We start from the raw sequence: 16,227 nt of genomic DNA on the forward strand, positions 1-16,227 counted from the left end.
ATGGCTAAAGGGAAAGTACAAAATGCAAATAGTATAGACCAAATTGAAGAGGAAAAATCCCCAGGTATTTTTCAAAAATTATTTTATTTAGTCTTGATTCCATTACTATTTGTCATAGCGGTTTTATTAGTTATTGCTACAGTCACAGACTTTAATGTTTTTGAAAAGGCCTCTAAATTAACAGGTTTTTCCTCTGAGGAATCAGCTGAAGAATCTTCAGTCGATTATAATAAAAAAATTGTTGAGCTTGAGGCACAGGTAAAAGAAAAAGAAGCTGAAATTGCGCAGCTGCAATCTAAATTGGATAGTGCATTGGCAGAAAATAAAGACAATGTTGCTATTCAGGAACAATTACAAAGCAAAATTGAAAGTTTACAACAAACCGAAAATGAAGCAAAGAAAGAGTTTGAAGATATTTTATCTACATTTGAACAAATGTCAGCAAAAAGTGCTGCTCCGATCATTGCTGAGATGAGTGATGAAGAAGCATTAAAAATATTATCCAATATGCAGCCTGAAACATTGTCTGCCATATTCGAAAAAATGGATCCGGCTGAAGCAGCAAGATATTCTGAACTTCTATCACAGTAGAAACATTTATATGGTTGATTGGAAGGAGGTGAAATAATGAATATCGGTATAATGCAACTTGGCAATTTCAATACTATATCGGCAAAACAGTCTGTAAAAGCGCCAACTAATACTATGAATACAAAGGGTAATAATTTTGGCGACGTATTTAGCAATGTTGTTTCATCTTCAACAAAAGACAATGATATTAACAATGAAGCTGCTAAAGAAGGGTTGACGGATTTAGAAGAGTTGACTGAACTATTAAATTCAGATTCAATCGAAGAAATTCTTGATTTATTAGGAATTTCACATGATGAAGGGCTATTAATGGTTGGCACTGACAATGGACAGGCTGTAGCAATTGATGAATTAATGAATTTAGAGGATTTGCTATTAGTACTTAATATTGACCAAGAACAATTATTAGAAACTGTTCAGCAGCTTCTAGGTGATGACAGCATTGAAGTAAACAATATTTGGGATTTTATACAAATCGTAAATGAGCAAGCGTCAACATTAATCCCTCAAATTACTACTGCACTTCAAGGAGAGCATAAAGCAACACCAAAAGAAGTGGAGCAATTATTGCAATTTTTAAAGCTGGCATATTCAACTGGCAAAAATTCTGATTTGTTGAATGAACAAGCAGCTAAATTAACACAGCTGCAAGAATCTTTGCAAGCAGTATCAAAACAGCTGGAAGCAAATTATCAAGGTGCTCAATCTAAAACAGTCGAAACTTCTTCCTCAGTGAAAGTATCACTGCAAGGATTTCAACAATTAGTTGAACAAACCATCAAGAAGAGCGAGACGAATGAACCATCTTCAACACTTGGAACTGCAACTACTACAGTCTCTACTAAAACAGTGACAATTACTTTGCCAACTGAAAAGCCAGCACAGTCAGAGGCGTTGCTAAAAGAAATTCAAAACTTGCTTAATCGCAGTCAATTGTCCGGTAATCAAGGTTCAATGAAATTATTATTGAAGCTTTATCCTGAAAATCTTGGTTCTATTCGAATTGAGTTAATGCAGCAAGATGGTGTATTAACTGCTAGATTACTAACATCAACTTCTTTAGGAAAAGAACTGTTAGATAGCCAACTTCAACAATTGAAAGCTGCATTTGCACAGCAAAACATCCAAATAGATCGGATTGATATTGCGCAAACGCTGCAGGAAACTGATCGCAATATGCGAGACCAAAATCCATTTAGCAACTTATTCAAGCAGCAACAATCAGAACAAGAGGATGACAATGATCAAACTGACGAAGAGGAAGAGAAGATTTCCTTTAGTGAGTATTTGATAAATGAGGGGGTGTAGTAAATGGCTAGTACATCTGGAATATCAAAAGATTTTTATTTACCATCTGCCAACACACCGAAATATGCAAAAGAAGGTGACAATAGCAGTTTAGGTAAAGATGCTTTTTTACAAATCTTAATTACACAATTGCAAAATCAAGACCCGACTGACCCTATGGATGATAAAGAGTTTATTGCACAAATGGCGCAGTTTTCTTCATTAGAGCAAATGCAAAATATGACTACAGCGATGGAAAACTTACTTATATCACAACAAGAAAGCCAATTAATGAATTATACGATGTTCGTTGGGAAAGAAGTTAAATGGGTTGAGATAACAGAAGAACTGGATGAAGAAGGAAAAAACATCATCAAAGAGGGTACAGGTGTTATAAAAGAAATGAAATTTGTTGATGGCGCACCTGTATTCATCTTGGAAGATGGAAAGGAAATTTCTCCAGGCAATATTTCATCGGTTTTAAGTGGAACGTCATCATCTAATAGCCCGACTGAGGAAAATCCACTTGTAGCTGCAAGTCAATTAATTGGACAAACGGTGCAGTATGAATCTAACGGAGAAATGGTTCAAGCAGTTATAGAGGCAGTTTCAACAAATAATAAAATAATTGAATATATTTTATCCAATGGTACCCGTTTACAGAAAGATCAATTTGAGTTAGTGAATGAATAAGGTTGGTGAAAACACATGCATCGATTTGGAATACAGCGCGTGCCGTTGCAACCGACCATTCAATCAAACTCACAATTAAAATCTAAAACAATAGCCAGGACAGAGCAATCTTTCCGTGACCATTTGCGAAGTGCAGCGACCGATAGTCAAGAATTAAAAATTAGCAAACATGCAAATGAGCGTATACAAGAACGTAATATTCATATATCCGATCAAGAATGGCAAGTTGTGACGGATAAAGTGTTTGAAGCTCGTTCGAAAGGTGTCAACCAACCGCTCGTTTTGATGGACCAAGCAGCTTTAATTGTAAGTGCTAAAAATGCAACAGTGATAACTGCGATGGAACGCACTGAAGCAAAAAATCAATTATTTACAAATATTGATGGCACGATTGTGTTATAAGGTAGGACCTATAAAATTATTCAGTAGGCTTAGCCTATAAATAATTTTAAGCCTTTTGGTGAAGGGCAGTAATTTTGTAGTAGATTTATCGCTCAAGAACGATTAATAATTTTGACGCAATTTCATCAAGGCAAATTTGATTAGGATACCTCGTGTTGTTGATCGATTGATGCAACACAAAATATAAGTAAATTTGAAAAATGAAGGGAGAACGATAACGATGTTACGTTCCATGTATTCAGGTATTTCCGGGTTGAAAAACCATCAAACAAAACTAGACGTTATTGGTAATAATATTGCAAACGTAAATACTTACGGATTTAAGAAAAGTCGTGTTGTATTTAAAGATTTAATTTCACAATCAGTATCAGGTGCTTCAGGATTCACTGCTACTAGAGGTGGTGTTAATCCAATGCAAGTTGGATTAGGTACCCAAATGGCAGCAATTGACGTAATTCATGGTACCGGTTCATTGCAAACAACTGGAAGAACTCTTGATTTAGCGATTTCCGGAGATGGATTCTTTATGGTTGGAGATTCAACGGTTGCACCGGATGAGGACGGAATTATTGAGGCAGATTCTGGATTTAGCAATGTTGTTTATACTCGTGCAGGTAATTTCTATATGGATGAGAACGGTTATTTAGTTAATTCAGAGGGTAAATACTTAGTAGGTGTTGCGAATGATACATTATACGAAGACGTTGTTGAGGATCCGGTAAGTAATGCGGATGCAGAGAAAGGGGAGGCAGCAACTGCTATTGGTACTGATAGCCTTTACGTAGATGGTGCGATTGATGTAGAAGGCTATGGCCCTATCAAAATCCCAACAAATGCACAATCTATGAATATTGGACAAGATGGGTCAATAACTTATGTCGATGTTAATGGACAACTACAATTTGCTGGTCAACTATTACTTGCAAAATTCCCTAACCCAGGTGGTCTAGAGAAAAACGGCAATAACTATTACCAAGTAACATCGAACTCAGGAGATCCAACAGTACAAGTGGCAACACAACAAGGTATCGGGAAAGTTGTACCAGGTACTTTAGAAATGTCGAACGTTGACCTTTCAGAGGAATTTACGGAAATGATCGTAGCACAACGTGGTTTCCAAGCAAACTCTCGTATTATTACAACATCAGATGAAATTTTACAAGAGCTTGTTAATTTAAAACGTTAATCTATTAGTAACATAATATTTTCATAGATTCATTGCAAAGGAGGGTCGGGCCGGCTCTCGCCAATGCGACCCGGCCCTATTTCAATGATTGAACTTACACGTTTAAATGGTAAACCATTTTCATTAAACGCTATATACATAGAGTCAGTCGAAGCCTTTCCAGATACAACGATAACGCTGACGACTGGGCGGAAATTTATCGTTCTTGAAAGTGAAGAAGAGGTTCGTAATCGAGTAGCTCTCTTTTATAGAAGTATACAAATATTATCAAACCCGCATCTACGAGGTGATGAAAATGAAGAAGAATAAATTATTAACGATTATGCTCATCATTTTAATTACGATAACACTGATTGGTGTCGTCATCTTCGTGTTATTGACACAATTTAACAAGCAGCAAGCAGCTCCTCCAGAACCTACTATCGATGAAATATTAGAAGCATCTGTTGATGTGCCGGAGCTAACAACGAATCTAGCAGATAACAGTATTGTTCGTTTAACGCTTAAGTTACAAACTGACAGTAAAGAGGCTGCAGAAGAATTAGTAAAGCGTGATTTCCAAACTAACAATATCATCATTGAAGAGCTTGCTGAAATGACGAAAAAAGATTTAGACGGAAAACAAGGAAAAGTAATGTTTGAATCAACAATCAAATCGAAAATAAATGAATTGATGCAAGAGGGTGAGGTACAACAAGTTTATATAACCTCCTACATCATTCAGTAAATGAAACATCTTGAAATGGAGGTGGGCAAATGGCAGGAGATGTATTATCCCAATCCGAAATTGATGCGCTGCTTTCGGCGATATCAACGGGGGAAATGTCAGCAGATGACATGAAAAAAGAAGAAGAAACAAAAAAGATAAAAGTTTATGACTTTAAACGTGCTCTTCGTTTTTCGAAGGATCAAATCCGAAGTTTGACCCGTATACATGAAAACTTTGCGCGGTTACTGACAACTTTCTTCTCAGCACAGTTACGAACTTATGTTCAAATTACTGTTGCTTCTGTCGATCAAATTCCGTTTGAGGAATTTGTACGATCAATACCGAATATGACATTAATAAATGTATTTGAAGTACCACCTTTAGATGGTAATATCTTAATGGAGATTAATCCAAATATCGCCTACTCCATGTTGGACCGTTTAATGGGAGGTAGCGGTGCAAGCTATAGTAATGTAGACAACTTAACGGAAATTGAACAAAAAATAATGACAAATTTATTCGAAAGGTCATTCGATAATTTACGTGAAGCATGGGATTCTGTCGCAGAAATCGATCCAATGCTTGTAGAGCTGGAAGTAAACCCTCAATTTTTACAAATGATTTCACCAAATGAAACAGTTGTTGTTATCTCGTTAAATACAATAATTGGTGAGACAACAGGTATGATAAATATTTGTATACCCCATGTCGTGTTGGAACCAATCATTCACAATTTATCTGTTCAGTATTGGATGCAATCTAATACGAAGGAAGCAACTCCGGAACAGGCTGATATGTTAGAAAAACGAGTAAAACAAGCAGAATTACCTTTAATAGCTGAACTTGGTACGACAGATATAACGATTGAAGATTTTCTATATATGAATGTTGGAGATGTTATTCAGTTGGATCAAAAAATTGATAACCCGCTTATTTTAAAGGTTGGTGGTTTACCAAAATTCACAGTACAGCCAGGTAAACGTAATAAAAAAATGGCAGTCCAGATTATCGACCCTTTGAAAGGAGGAGACGAAAATGAGTAATGAAATGCTCTCCCAAGAAGAAATTGAAGCTCTATTAAGGGGCGAAACGTTAGCAGAAAAAAACAACGAGTTAGAAACTAATAATGATGGAAAAACACTTCGTGTAGAAGATTACCTTAGTTCAATGGAACAGGATGCTTTAGGTGAAGTAGGAAATATTTCATTTGGAAGTTCAGCAACTGCGTTATCCGCTCTTTTAGGACAAAAGGTGGACATTACAACTCCAGTAGTCTCATTGATTGATCGCCAACGGTTAGAAGAGGAATTTCCTCATCCGTATGTTGCGATACAAGTGGAATATACAACTGGTTTAAGTGGAATGAACCTATTAGTGATTGAACAATCAGATGCTGCAATTATTGCTGATCTAATGCTAGGTGGAGACGGATTAAACCCAAATCCAGATTTAGGCGAAATCCAATTAAGTGCAGTACAAGAAGCAATGAATCAAATGATGGGTTCAGCTGCAACATCCATGTCTACTGTATTTAATAAAAAGGTAGATATTTCACCACCTTCAATTGATTTGTTAAATTTCTCAAAAAATGAAGGTAAAGAAAGTATACCGGATGAAGATTTATTAGTGAAAGTTTCATTCAGATTAAAAATTGGTGAATTAATAGATTCAAATTTAATGCAATTATTACCATTAGATTTTGGAAAGAAAATAGTTAAATCACTGCTTGGGGAAGACGAAGCACCTGTTCAGCAGGAGCCGGTTGTACAACAACCTATGCAAACACCACCTGCTGCTCCGGCGCAGCCTGCAGTTCCACAGCAGCAGGTTCAGCCAAAACCGACTCCACAGCAACAAGTTTATCAGCAGCAGGCAGCGACAATGTATGCAGAGCCACCAGCTTATGCAATGCCGCAATATCAAGCACCTGTCCAACCAGTAAATGTACAGCAGGCTCAATTTGCGACATTTGAAAATGCAAATATTTCAAAGGATGAAGCTCGCAACTTAAATATGTTACTAGACATTCCTTTGCAAGTAACCGTTGAGCTTGGTCGTACGAAGCATAGTGTAAAGGAAATTTTACAGCTTGCATCTGGCTCTATTATTGAATTGGACAAGCTTGCAGGAGAACCTGTCGATATTTTAGTAAATAGCCGTCTTATTGCAAAAGGAGAAGTCGTTGTAATCGATGAGAACTTTGGTGTTCGTATTACAGATATTTTAAGTCAAGCAGATCGTTTAAATAATCTAAAATAGTGTTTATTGGAGGAATTCTAAATGTCAAAAAAAATATTAATAGTTGACGATGCTGCATTTATGCGCATGATGATAAAGGATATTTTAACAAAAAATGGATTTGAAGTAGTTGGAGAAGCAGCTGATGGCCTACAGGCTGTAGAAAAGTATAATGAATTACGTCCAGATCTAGTAACAATGGATATTACGATGCCAGAGATGGATGGAATTGCTGCATTAAAAGCAATCAAATCTACAGATCCAAGCGCTACTATTATTATGTGTTCAGCAATGGGGCAACAAGCGATGGTAATTGATGCAATTCAAGCTGGTGCAAAAGATTTTATTGTAAAACCATTCCAAGCAGATCGCGTTATTGAAGCAATTCAAAAAGCACTAGGGTAATAAAATGAAGTTTAAACTATTTGTAACAATTCGGCTTGTCATTGCGTTATTATTTACATTTTTAATGATGACACCTACAGATACAACGTTAGCAAGTCAGAAAAGTCCAATGGTTTCGGATGAATGTTTGAAAAATCCAGATTCATGTCCGGAAACTCTACCAGCTGCCGACCAAGAGAAATCTGATTCGGCAGCTGTAGGATTAGGACCATGGGATTATATTAAAATGTTATTTGCCCTTATTTTTGTGCTAGCTTTGTTGTTGTTTGTTTTAAAATTTATTAATAAAAAAAGTATGAATTATCAACAAAATAGTCTAGTACGAAATATTGGCGGAATATCTGTTGGCGCTCAAAAATCAATCCAATTGCTTCATATTGGGGATAAATTATATATCGTGGGCGTTGGAGATAATGTGCAATTAATTAAAGAAATTAATGATCCGGATGAAGTTCAACAATTAGTAGCTTTTTACAATGAAAAGCAATCATTCGGTGCAACAACTCCTTATATTTTAGAACTATTAAAGAAATTAAAGCCAAATCAAATAGAATCTGAGAGTAAACAAGATGATTCAAATTTTGGCGATATATTTAATAAGAGGTTGTTGGATATAAAAAAAGAGAGACAGCACGAGCTGGAAAAATGGAAAGAAAAGGAGAAGGATAAATAATGGAAGATTTTATCTCATTCTTTTCTGAAAGTGATCCTACAAACGTTTCAACATCTGTAAAGTTATTGCTTGTATTAACAGTGCTTTCACTAGCACCAAGTATTTTAATATTAATGACCTCTTTTGCTCGGATAGTGATTGTTCTTTCTTTTACTCGTACAGCACTTGCTACTTCAACAATACCACCTAATCAGGTAATTATTGGACTGGCTTTATTTTTAACGTTTTTTATAATGGCACCAACGTTTCAAGAAGTAAACGAACAGGCATTACAGCCATTGTTTAATGAAGAGATTGGAATAGAGGAAGCATATGACCGTGCAACAACTCCTTTTAAAGAGTTTATGTCAAAGCATACAAGGCAAAAAGATTTAGAATTATTTATTAACTACAATCAAGCAGAACGTCCACAATCGGTTGAAGAAATTCCTTTGTCGATTTTAGTGCCTGCTTTTGTATTAAGTGAATTAAAAACTGCCTTTCAAATTGGATTTATGATTTTTATTCCTTTTTTAGTAATTGATATGGTTGTGGCAAGCGTACTCATGTCCATGGGTATGATGATGCTCCCTCCGGTGATGATTTCACTACCATTTAAAATCTTGCTATTTATTTTAGTTGATGGATGGTATTTAGTCATCAAATCTCTACTTCAAAGTTTTTAGGGGATGATACTATATGACAGAAGAAATGGTCATTGCAATTGCAGAAAGAGCTGTATGGATTGTCCTCATTGTTTCAGGACCCTTATTACTGATAGCACTCGTAACAGGGTTGATTGTTAGTATATTCCAGGCGACAACATCCATTCAAGAACAAACGATGTCTTTCGTACCGAAAATCGTTGCTGTATTAGTTGCGCTTATATTTTTTGGACCATGGATGATTTCTCAAATGACAGATTATTTTTACGATATTCTTAATAACTTAACTCGGTATATCGGGTGATTAAATGACAGAAATTATTCCAAAATTATCGGTCTTGCTTTTAATAATTGTTAGAGTTTCTGCTTTCTTTGTATCAGTCCCTTTTTTTTCATATCGTACAATTCCTGCACAATTGAAAATAGCTTTAGCAGTATTATTTTCTTGGATGATTTATTATACGATGAATATTGAAGCTATTCCAATTGATGGAGATTACATATTACTAGTTTTAAAAGAAGCAATTATTGGTTTAGTACTTGGTTTAACGGCATATCTGATTACAACTGCTGTACAAATGGCAGGTGGATTTATTGATTTTGAAATGGGCTTTGCTATGGCGAATGTAATTGATCCACAAACCGGAGTAAATACTCCATTAATGGGGCAATTCTTTAATTTTTTACTATTGTTTGTTTTGCTTGCAATAAACGGTCATCATCTCATTTTAGACGGCATTTATTATAGCTATCAATTTATGCCGATTAATCAACTATTCCCCAACTTTGGAGATGTTGATTTTGCTGAGTTTGTAATGAAATTGATAGTTACTGTCTTTGCAATTGCATTCCAAATGTCAGCCCCAATAGTTGCAACTTTATTTTTAGTCACTATTGCATTAGGTATAACGGCGAAAACAGTTCCCCAGCTTAATATTTTTGTAATTGGGTTTGCTGTTAAAATTGCAGTAGGTTTGCTTGTATTAATCGTATCGATGGGTGTCTTGATTGAAGTGATGGAAAAATTAATTGAAATTATGATACTATCCATGCGTGATTTAATGCGATTATTAGGTGGTGCTTAATTTGAAGTTGCTGCTCACATTAGATTTACAATTTTTTGCTGGGGAAAAGACGGAAAAAGCAACGCCAAAAAAGAGACAGGATGCAAGGAAAAAAGGTCAAATTTTAAAAAGCCAAGATGTAACTGCAGCCTTTGTACTGCTAATTCTCTTTTTATTCTTGTATATAACAGCTCCAAAAATGCTGGAAAGTCTGTTTTCTTTTTTACATCAAGCTTTTGAAAAAAATATGCTCATTGAATCGTTAACGGCCGATACAGTAATGAAAATTTACGTAGATACATTAAAGGAAATGGCAATGGTTCTATTACCTTTTATGGTTATCACACTAGTTGCAGGTATTGGATCTAACTATTTACAATTTGGATTTCTTTTTACAATGGAAACAATGAAATTTGATTTAAAAAAAATAGATCCAATTAAAGGTATTAAGAGAATCATTTCCGTCCGTGCCATTGTAAATTTATTGAAATCGCTATTAAAAATTTCATTTATCGGAGCAGTTACTTCAATTATTATTTGGATAAACCTTGAAGAAGTACTTTCGTTATCATTCCAAAGCACTTGGGATACTTTAACAACTGTCGCCAAGTTAACTGGGATGATGGGAATTGCTGCTTCAATTACGCTAGTGTTTATCGCGTTATTAGATTACATATATGAAAAATACGAGTACGAAAAACAATTGAAAATGTCAAAACAAGACATTAAAGATGAATATAAAAATGCTGAAGGGGACCCTAAGATCAAAGCAAAAATAAAGCAACGCCAGCGTGAAATGGCGATGCGGCGCATGATGCAGGAAATACCTCAAGCAGATGTAGTTATTACAAACCCAACTCACTATGCTATCGCATTAAAATACGATGAAAGTATGGACGCACCAACAGTGGTCGCTAAGGGTACCGACTTTGTAGCACAAAAAATTAAATTAATTGCTAAAGAAAATGATGTAGTTATGGTTGAAAATCGTCCGTTAGCACGTGCAATGTATGATCAAGTAGAAATCGGACAACAAGTGCCAGAAGAGTTTTTTAAAGCAGTAGCAGAAATACTAGCATATGTTTATCGAATTAAACGTAAAATTTAGACCATTTTGTAGGAGGGACAAACATGAAATTTCGCGACTTAGGGGTTTTAGCTGCAGTTGTTTTAATAGTAGCGATGCTCGTCATCCCTCTACCGACATGGTTATTGAGCTTTTTAATCATCATTAACATCACGCTTTCTTTACTTATATTATTAACAGCGATGAATATGAAAGAAGCGTTGGATTTTGCAATCTTTCCTTCAATCATATTATTACTAACGTTATTCCGACTGGGTTTGAGTGTATCAACAACCCGTGCAATTTTAGCAAATGGTGATGCTGGAGATGTAGTAGAGACATTTGGTGAATTTGTAACTGGTGGTAATATACTAGTCGGTTTAGTAATTTTCATGTTATTGGTGATTATTAACTTTATTGTTATTACTAAGGGGTCTGAACGTGTAGCTGAAGTAGCAGCTCGCTTTACATTAGACGCGATGCCTGGTAAACAAATGAGCATCGATGCTGATTTAAATGCAGGCATTATCTCAGAAAAAGAAGCTAGAGAACGTCGTGAGAAAGTATCAAGAGAATCGGATTTTTATGGTGCGATGGATGGTGCAACCAAATTTGTTAAAGGTGACGCTATCGCTTCTATTATAATGGTTTTTATTAACTTAATATTCGGGATTATAATCGGGATGCTACAGCTTGATTATGAATTGGCAGATGCGGCTTCGCATTTTTCTAAGTTAACTGTCGGTGATGGACTTGTAGCTCAAATACCAGCATTACTAATTTCAACAGCTACTGGTATTGTTGTAACACGTGCAGCATCAGATGGCAATTTAGGAGAAGATATTACAAAGCAATTATTCGCTCAATCAAAGCTGTTATATATTGCTGGCGGTACAATTTTCTTAATGGGACTTTTCACGCCGATTCCCGAGTGGATTACAATTCCGATTGCGATTATTCTGATCGTCGGCGCATATTTGATTGATCATAAGAAACCAGAGGATCCTGAAGAGTTATTAGAAATTGAGGAAGAAGTGGCTGCTGATACAATGAAAAGCCCTGAAAACGTAGTGAATCTATTAAATGTCGATCCAATAGAATTCGAGTTTGGCTATGGCTTAATTCCATTAGTTGATGCTGCTCAAGGCGGAGATTTATTAGATAGGGTAGTAATGATTCGTCGACAGCTTGCTTTAGAGTTAGGGATTGTTATACCGATTGTCCGAATACGAGATAATATCCAGCTTCAACCAAATGAATACAGAATTAAAATCAAAGGGAATGAAATGGCCCGTGGTGAACTCCTTCTTGATCATTATTTAGCTATGAGTCCTGGAGATGATAATTCTATTGATGGTATCGACACAATTGAGCCTTCATTTGGCTTACCTGCTAAGTGGATTACAGAAAAAACAAAAGAGGAAGCAGAAGTGCTTGGTTATACTGTGGTTGACCCACCTAGCGTCGTTTCAACACATTTAACAGAAATGATTCGTGCAAATGCTCATGAATTACTAGGTCGTCAAGAAACAAAACAACTAATTGATCATTTACACGAAAGTTACCCAATCTTAGTTGATGAACTTACACCAACACCTTTATCAATAGGAGAAATTCAAAAGGTTTTAGCGAAGTTATTAAGAGAAAATGTATCGATTCGAAACTTGCCAATCATATTTGAAACATTGGCAGATTATTCAAAGTTAACTAGCGACCCAGATATACTTACAGAATATGTACGTCAATCACTAGCTAGACAAATTACTGCTCAATATGTTTCTGCTGGACAAGATTCATTAAAAGTAATTACGATACCTGGAAAATTGGAAAAATTAATTGCAGATAGTATACAACAAACAGACCATGGCAATTATTTAGCAATGAATCCGCAAGAATCACAGCAAGTACTTGAGGCAATTGCAAAAGAAGTAGAGAGGGTTTCATTTATGGAACAGTCACCAATTATTCTCTGCTCACCTGGCATTCGAATGTATTTAAGACAATTAACGGAGCGCTATTTCCCGCAAATACCAATTTTATCCTACAATGAATTGGACGCAAATGTTGAAATCCAAAGTGTTGGGGTGGTGAATGTAGAATGAAAATGAAAAAATATACTGCACCTTCAATTGCAGAAGCGATGAAATTAGTCCGTAGCGAGCTTGGAGATGATGCAGTTATCATCAATTCCAAAGTAGTCGTGACCAAAAAATTATTTGGTTTAGTAAGACATAAAAACTTTGAAGTGCTTGCAGGGGTGGACCGTGTAGATGCGAAGCCTACTCCGCGTTTCCCTGACCTGCAAATAAATGCTGAGTCAATCATGAAACCAACAGAAATACCTCAACAAACGAAAGTACATATAGACGATTCGTTTACACATGAGTTAAAAAGCGAAATTTCGGATTTAAAATTAATGCTGCAGTCTATGCAAAGAGATGCAAGACTATCCGAATTGCCAGAGGAAATATTGCCTTTTATTGACTTTTTAAAACGTCAAGAGCTTGACGATGAGCTCATCACCGTAATTAGTGATGAGCTTTTTGTACATCATCAAAATTCAGAGTCCCCATTGAATAACCAAACAATGAAAAAAATTGCAAAGGGAGTTATGAGAAAAAAGTTGGCAGAACTTCCTCTGGGCGGACTTTCATATAGAAAAAAGTATATTAATGTACTCGGACCTACTGGGGTTGGTAAGACAACTACTATAGCTAAAATGGCAGCTCGTTGTGTGTTAGAAAAAAAGAAGAAAATTGGGTTTATTACAACTGACACATATAGAATTGCGGCTATCGAGCAATTAAAAACATATGCAAATCTTTTACAGGCACCTGTTGAAATTGTCTATAATGCCAGTGACTACCAACAGGCAATTGAAAAATTTGCAAATCTTGATTTAGTTTTTATTGATACTGCTGGTAGAAATTATAAAGAAGCAAAATATGTTAATGATTTGAAAAAAATTATTGATTTTAATGAAGAGGTAGAATCCTTTCTAGTTTTATCCTTAACTTCTAAAGAAAGTGATATGGAAGCGATAATAAGACAATTCGATGGATTTCAAATAGGAAAATTTATCTTTACTAAGGTAGATGAAACAAATTCTATTGGCACTATGTATAATTTAATGATTAAATATAATAAAGGACTTGCTTACTATACGAATGGACAAGAAGTACCAGAAGATATCGAAGAAGCAAACCTAGATAGTTTGCTTGAATTGTTCTTTCAAGGAGAATTCAAATGAGAGATCAAGCTGAAAAATTAAGAATGAAAGTGCTAGAAAGTCAAGGAGCATTGGGTAGGTCTATTGCAGTAGTTAGCGGTAAAGGTGGAGTAGGAAAAAGCAATTTTTCAACTAACTTTGCAATTGAGTTAGCTAAGCTAGGAAAAAAGGTTGTAGTACTTGACATGGATATCGGTATGGGAAATGTCCATATTTTAATAGGTAAAACGGCCCGATTTAGCTTAATGGATTATCTTGAAGGTAGCGTTTCTTTGGAAGAAGCGATGTATGAGGGACCTTACAACTTGCAGTATATTTCAGGTGGCTCAGGCTTGTCCTCAGTTGTAGAATGGTCGAAAGAAATGTTCGATTTATTGATTGATGCATTTGAAGAGCTTCAAAAATCATATGATTATGTTCTGTTTGATATGGGGGCAGGAGCTGCGAATTGGTCGATTGATCTATTGACTTCTATTGATGAAATTATTGTTATATCAACTGCTGAACCAACTTCTATTACAGATGCCTACTCAATGATGAAATATATTCATTTAAAGGATCAATATAAAACATTTTATTTATTATGTAATAGAGCTTACTCAAAAGAAGAGGGGCAAGAAACGTTAATTCGCTTGAAAAATACGATGCAACGATTTTTATCAAAGAATGTGAATTTATTAGGATCTTTACCTGAAGATCCGGTAGTAAGAAAAGCTGTTCGAGAACAAGTGCCTTTTTCAATATCCTATCCTAATGCATCTATTTCTAAAACATTACATGAGATTGTAAATCACTTTGTTCTTCATCAAACAAAAGAAATTCATGCTCGAAATACATTTTTATCTAAACTAAAAAGTATTTTTTCGAAAGGGAGTGATTAATTGGAATTTTCGAATAAAAGCAAGCTATTAATTGTTGATGATTCTGCTTTTATGAGAAAGCTAATTAGTGACTTTTTTGAAGGGAATTCAAAGGTTGAAGTCATCGGTATAGCTCGCAATGGCAAAGATGCCATAAAGAAAATACAACAATTAAAGCCTGATGTTGTAACAATGGATGTTGAAATGCCTGAAATGAATGGTCTTGATGCATTAAAAGAGATTATGGAAGTTTCCCCAGTCCCTGTGATTATGTTATCAAGTACAACAGTAAGTGGGGCAGAAAATACTTTAAGTGCAATTGAAAATGGTGCAGTCGATTTTGTAGCAAAACCTAGTGGGACAATTTCCCTTGATCTTCACAAGATAAAAGAAGAACTTGTACATAAAGTGGAGCAAGCAGCTCATGTTCCAGTTGCAAAGTTGAAAAAACCTATTGGAAACAAAAAAACAGTTTTAGATGTTGCCAGTACAAACAATAAAAGTGAGTCTACTCCTTTAAACAAAACAATATTACAGCAAAGAACTAACAAAGGAACTGCAAATATAATTAAACAAAAAAGTACGTGGAGCAATACTTCTAAAAAAATTGTATTAATTGGGACATCGACTGGTGGACCAAGGGCCTTGCAAGAAGTGATTACAAAATTGCCTGAAACAATAAATGCTCCAATTTTAATTGTTCAACATATGCCAGCAGGATTTACAAAATCTTTAGCGGAAAGGTTAAATAACCTTAGCAAAATAACAGTAAAAGAGGCTGAGCATGGAGACAGATTGCAAAATGGTGTAGCTTATATTGCTCCAGGCGGATGGCATTTAAAGCTTCAAAAAATTGGGACAAATTTTGAAATACAATTAGATCAACAAGAACCACCTCGTTACGGACATCGACCTGCTGTAGATGTAATGTTCGAAAATGTTAGTAAATTTAATGACTTTGATAAAATTGCTGTCATTATGACTGGTATGGGGTATGACGGTTCCAAAGGACTAATTGATTTAAAACAAAATGGTAATGTAACTGCAATTGCCGAGTCAGCTGATACATGTATTGTTTATGGAATGCCGAAAGCTGCTGTTGAAACTCAACTAGTAGACGAAGTAGTAGCTGTTGACGAGATTGCGCAAATGATTATGAAATATTTGCCATAAAAGGAGT

General features: G+C 35.4%; 19 protein-coding genes. All 19 read left to right on the top strand.

Going from position 1 to position 16,227, the window contains the following annotated elements; all coding sequences use genetic code 11:
* The 19 genes from MKY04_RS06935 to MKY04_RS07025 all read left to right on the top strand — a co-directional run bounded on the left by MKY04_RS06935 (nucleotide 1) and on the right by MKY04_RS07025 (nucleotide 16,220).
* Nucleotides 1–591, top strand: coding sequence for a MotE family protein (locus MKY04_RS06935; RefSeq protein WP_126292960.1), 591 nt, complete (start codon nucleotides 1–3; stop codon nucleotides 589–591).
* 36 nt (nucleotides 592–627) lie between these two features.
* Complete coding sequence (locus MKY04_RS06940; RefSeq protein ID WP_346235553.1) at nucleotides 628–1,899, top strand: flagellar hook-length control protein FliK; 1,272 nt, start codon at nucleotides 628–630, stop codon at nucleotides 1,897–1,899.
* Between the two features lie 3 nt (nucleotides 1,900–1,902).
* Nucleotides 1,903–2,571, top strand: a complete 669-nt coding sequence (flgD, locus tag MKY04_RS06945) for a flagellar hook assembly protein FlgD (protein WP_126292962.1) — start codon at nucleotides 1,903–1,905, stop codon at nucleotides 2,569–2,571.
* Nucleotides 2,572–2,586: 15 nt separating this feature from the next.
* Nucleotides 2,587–2,973 carry a TIGR02530 family flagellar biosynthesis protein gene (locus MKY04_RS06950; RefSeq protein WP_126292963.1) on the top strand — a complete coding sequence of 129 codons (387 nt, stop codon included), beginning with the start codon at nucleotides 2,587–2,589 and terminating at the stop codon, nucleotides 2,971–2,973.
* A gap of 220 nt (nucleotides 2,974–3,193) precedes the next feature.
* Nucleotides 3,194–4,159, top strand: coding sequence for a flagellar basal body rod protein FlgG (gene flgG / locus MKY04_RS06955; protein ID WP_126292964.1), 966 nt, complete (start codon nucleotides 3,194–3,196; stop codon nucleotides 4,157–4,159).
* An 84-nt stretch (nucleotides 4,160–4,243) separates the two neighbouring features.
* Nucleotides 4,244–4,468 (top strand): flagellar FlbD family protein, encoded by a 225-nt coding sequence (locus MKY04_RS06960; protein WP_126292965.1) that lies wholly within the window; start codon nucleotides 4,244–4,246, stop codon nucleotides 4,466–4,468.
* The gene (gene fliL, locus MKY04_RS06965) at nucleotides 4,455–4,886 is read left to right on the top strand and encodes a flagellar basal body-associated protein FliL (RefSeq protein ID WP_126292966.1); all 432 of its coding nucleotides are present in this window, start codon (nucleotides 4,455–4,457) and stop codon (nucleotides 4,884–4,886) included. Before MKY04_RS06960 ends, fliL begins: the two co-directional genes overlap by 14 nt.
* Nucleotides 4,887–4,915: 29 nt before the next feature.
* Entirely contained in the window at nucleotides 4,916–5,911 is a 996-nt protein-coding gene (gene fliM / locus MKY04_RS06970) for a flagellar motor switch protein FliM (RefSeq protein ID WP_126292967.1), read from the top strand.
* The gene (gene fliY, locus MKY04_RS06975) at nucleotides 5,904–7,127 is read left to right on the top strand and encodes a flagellar motor switch phosphatase FliY (RefSeq protein WP_346235554.1); all 1,224 of its coding nucleotides are present in this window, start codon (nucleotides 5,904–5,906) and stop codon (nucleotides 7,125–7,127) included. The genes fliM and fliY overlap by 8 nt, the downstream gene beginning before the upstream one ends.
* Nucleotides 7,128–7,148: 21 nt before the next feature.
* On the top strand, nucleotides 7,149–7,511 hold the full coding sequence (locus tag MKY04_RS06980; protein WP_126292969.1) for a response regulator: 363 nt from the start codon (nucleotides 7,149–7,151) through the stop codon (nucleotides 7,509–7,511).
* Between the two features lie 4 nt (nucleotides 7,512–7,515).
* Complete coding sequence (locus tag MKY04_RS06985; protein WP_126292970.1) at nucleotides 7,516–8,184, top strand: flagellar biosynthetic protein FliO; 669 nt, start codon at nucleotides 7,516–7,518, stop codon at nucleotides 8,182–8,184.
* Nucleotides 8,184–8,849: a flagellar type III secretion system pore protein FliP gene (gene fliP, locus MKY04_RS06990; RefSeq protein WP_126292971.1), complete on the top strand. Its 666-nt coding sequence runs from the start codon at nucleotides 8,184–8,186 to the stop codon at nucleotides 8,847–8,849. The genes MKY04_RS06985 and fliP overlap by 1 nt, the downstream gene beginning before the upstream one ends.
* A 13-nt stretch (nucleotides 8,850–8,862) precedes the next feature.
* Nucleotides 8,863–9,132, top strand: a complete 270-nt coding sequence (fliQ, locus tag MKY04_RS06995) for a flagellar biosynthesis protein FliQ (RefSeq protein WP_126292972.1) — start codon at nucleotides 8,863–8,865, stop codon at nucleotides 9,130–9,132.
* Nucleotides 9,133–9,136: 4 nt separating this feature from the next.
* Complete coding sequence (gene fliR, locus MKY04_RS07000) at nucleotides 9,137–9,913, top strand: flagellar biosynthetic protein FliR (RefSeq protein WP_126292973.1); 777 nt, start codon at nucleotides 9,137–9,139, stop codon at nucleotides 9,911–9,913.
* A 1-nt stretch (nucleotide 9,914) separates the two neighbouring features.
* Nucleotides 9,915–11,000, top strand: coding sequence for a flagellar biosynthesis protein FlhB (gene flhB, locus MKY04_RS07005; RefSeq protein WP_346235555.1), 1,086 nt, complete (start codon nucleotides 9,915–9,917; stop codon nucleotides 10,998–11,000).
* A gap of 23 nt (nucleotides 11,001–11,023) precedes the next feature.
* Entirely contained in the window at nucleotides 11,024–13,060 is a 2,037-nt protein-coding gene (flhA, locus tag MKY04_RS07010) for a flagellar biosynthesis protein FlhA (RefSeq protein ID WP_346235556.1), read from the top strand.
* Nucleotides 13,057–14,208 (top strand): flagellar biosynthesis protein FlhF, encoded by a 1,152-nt coding sequence (gene flhF, locus MKY04_RS07015; RefSeq protein WP_126292976.1) that lies wholly within the window; start codon nucleotides 13,057–13,059, stop codon nucleotides 14,206–14,208. The genes flhA and flhF overlap by 4 nt, the downstream gene beginning before the upstream one ends.
* Nucleotides 14,205–15,068 (top strand): MinD/ParA family protein, encoded by an 864-nt coding sequence (locus MKY04_RS07020; RefSeq protein ID WP_126292977.1) that lies wholly within the window; start codon nucleotides 14,205–14,207, stop codon nucleotides 15,066–15,068. Before flhF ends, MKY04_RS07020 begins: the two co-directional genes overlap by 4 nt.
* Entirely contained in the window at nucleotides 15,069–16,220 is a 1,152-nt protein-coding gene (locus MKY04_RS07025) for a protein-glutamate methylesterase/protein-glutamine glutaminase (RefSeq protein ID WP_126292978.1), read from the top strand. It abuts the gene before it with no gap.
* The last annotated feature ends 7 nt before the right edge of the window (nucleotides 16,221–16,227 follow it).

Source organism: Lysinibacillus telephonicus (genome assembly GCF_039654155.1).
In the GTDB taxonomy this organism is placed as follows: Bacteria; Bacillota; Bacilli; order Bacillales_A; family Planococcaceae; genus Ureibacillus; species Ureibacillus telephonicus.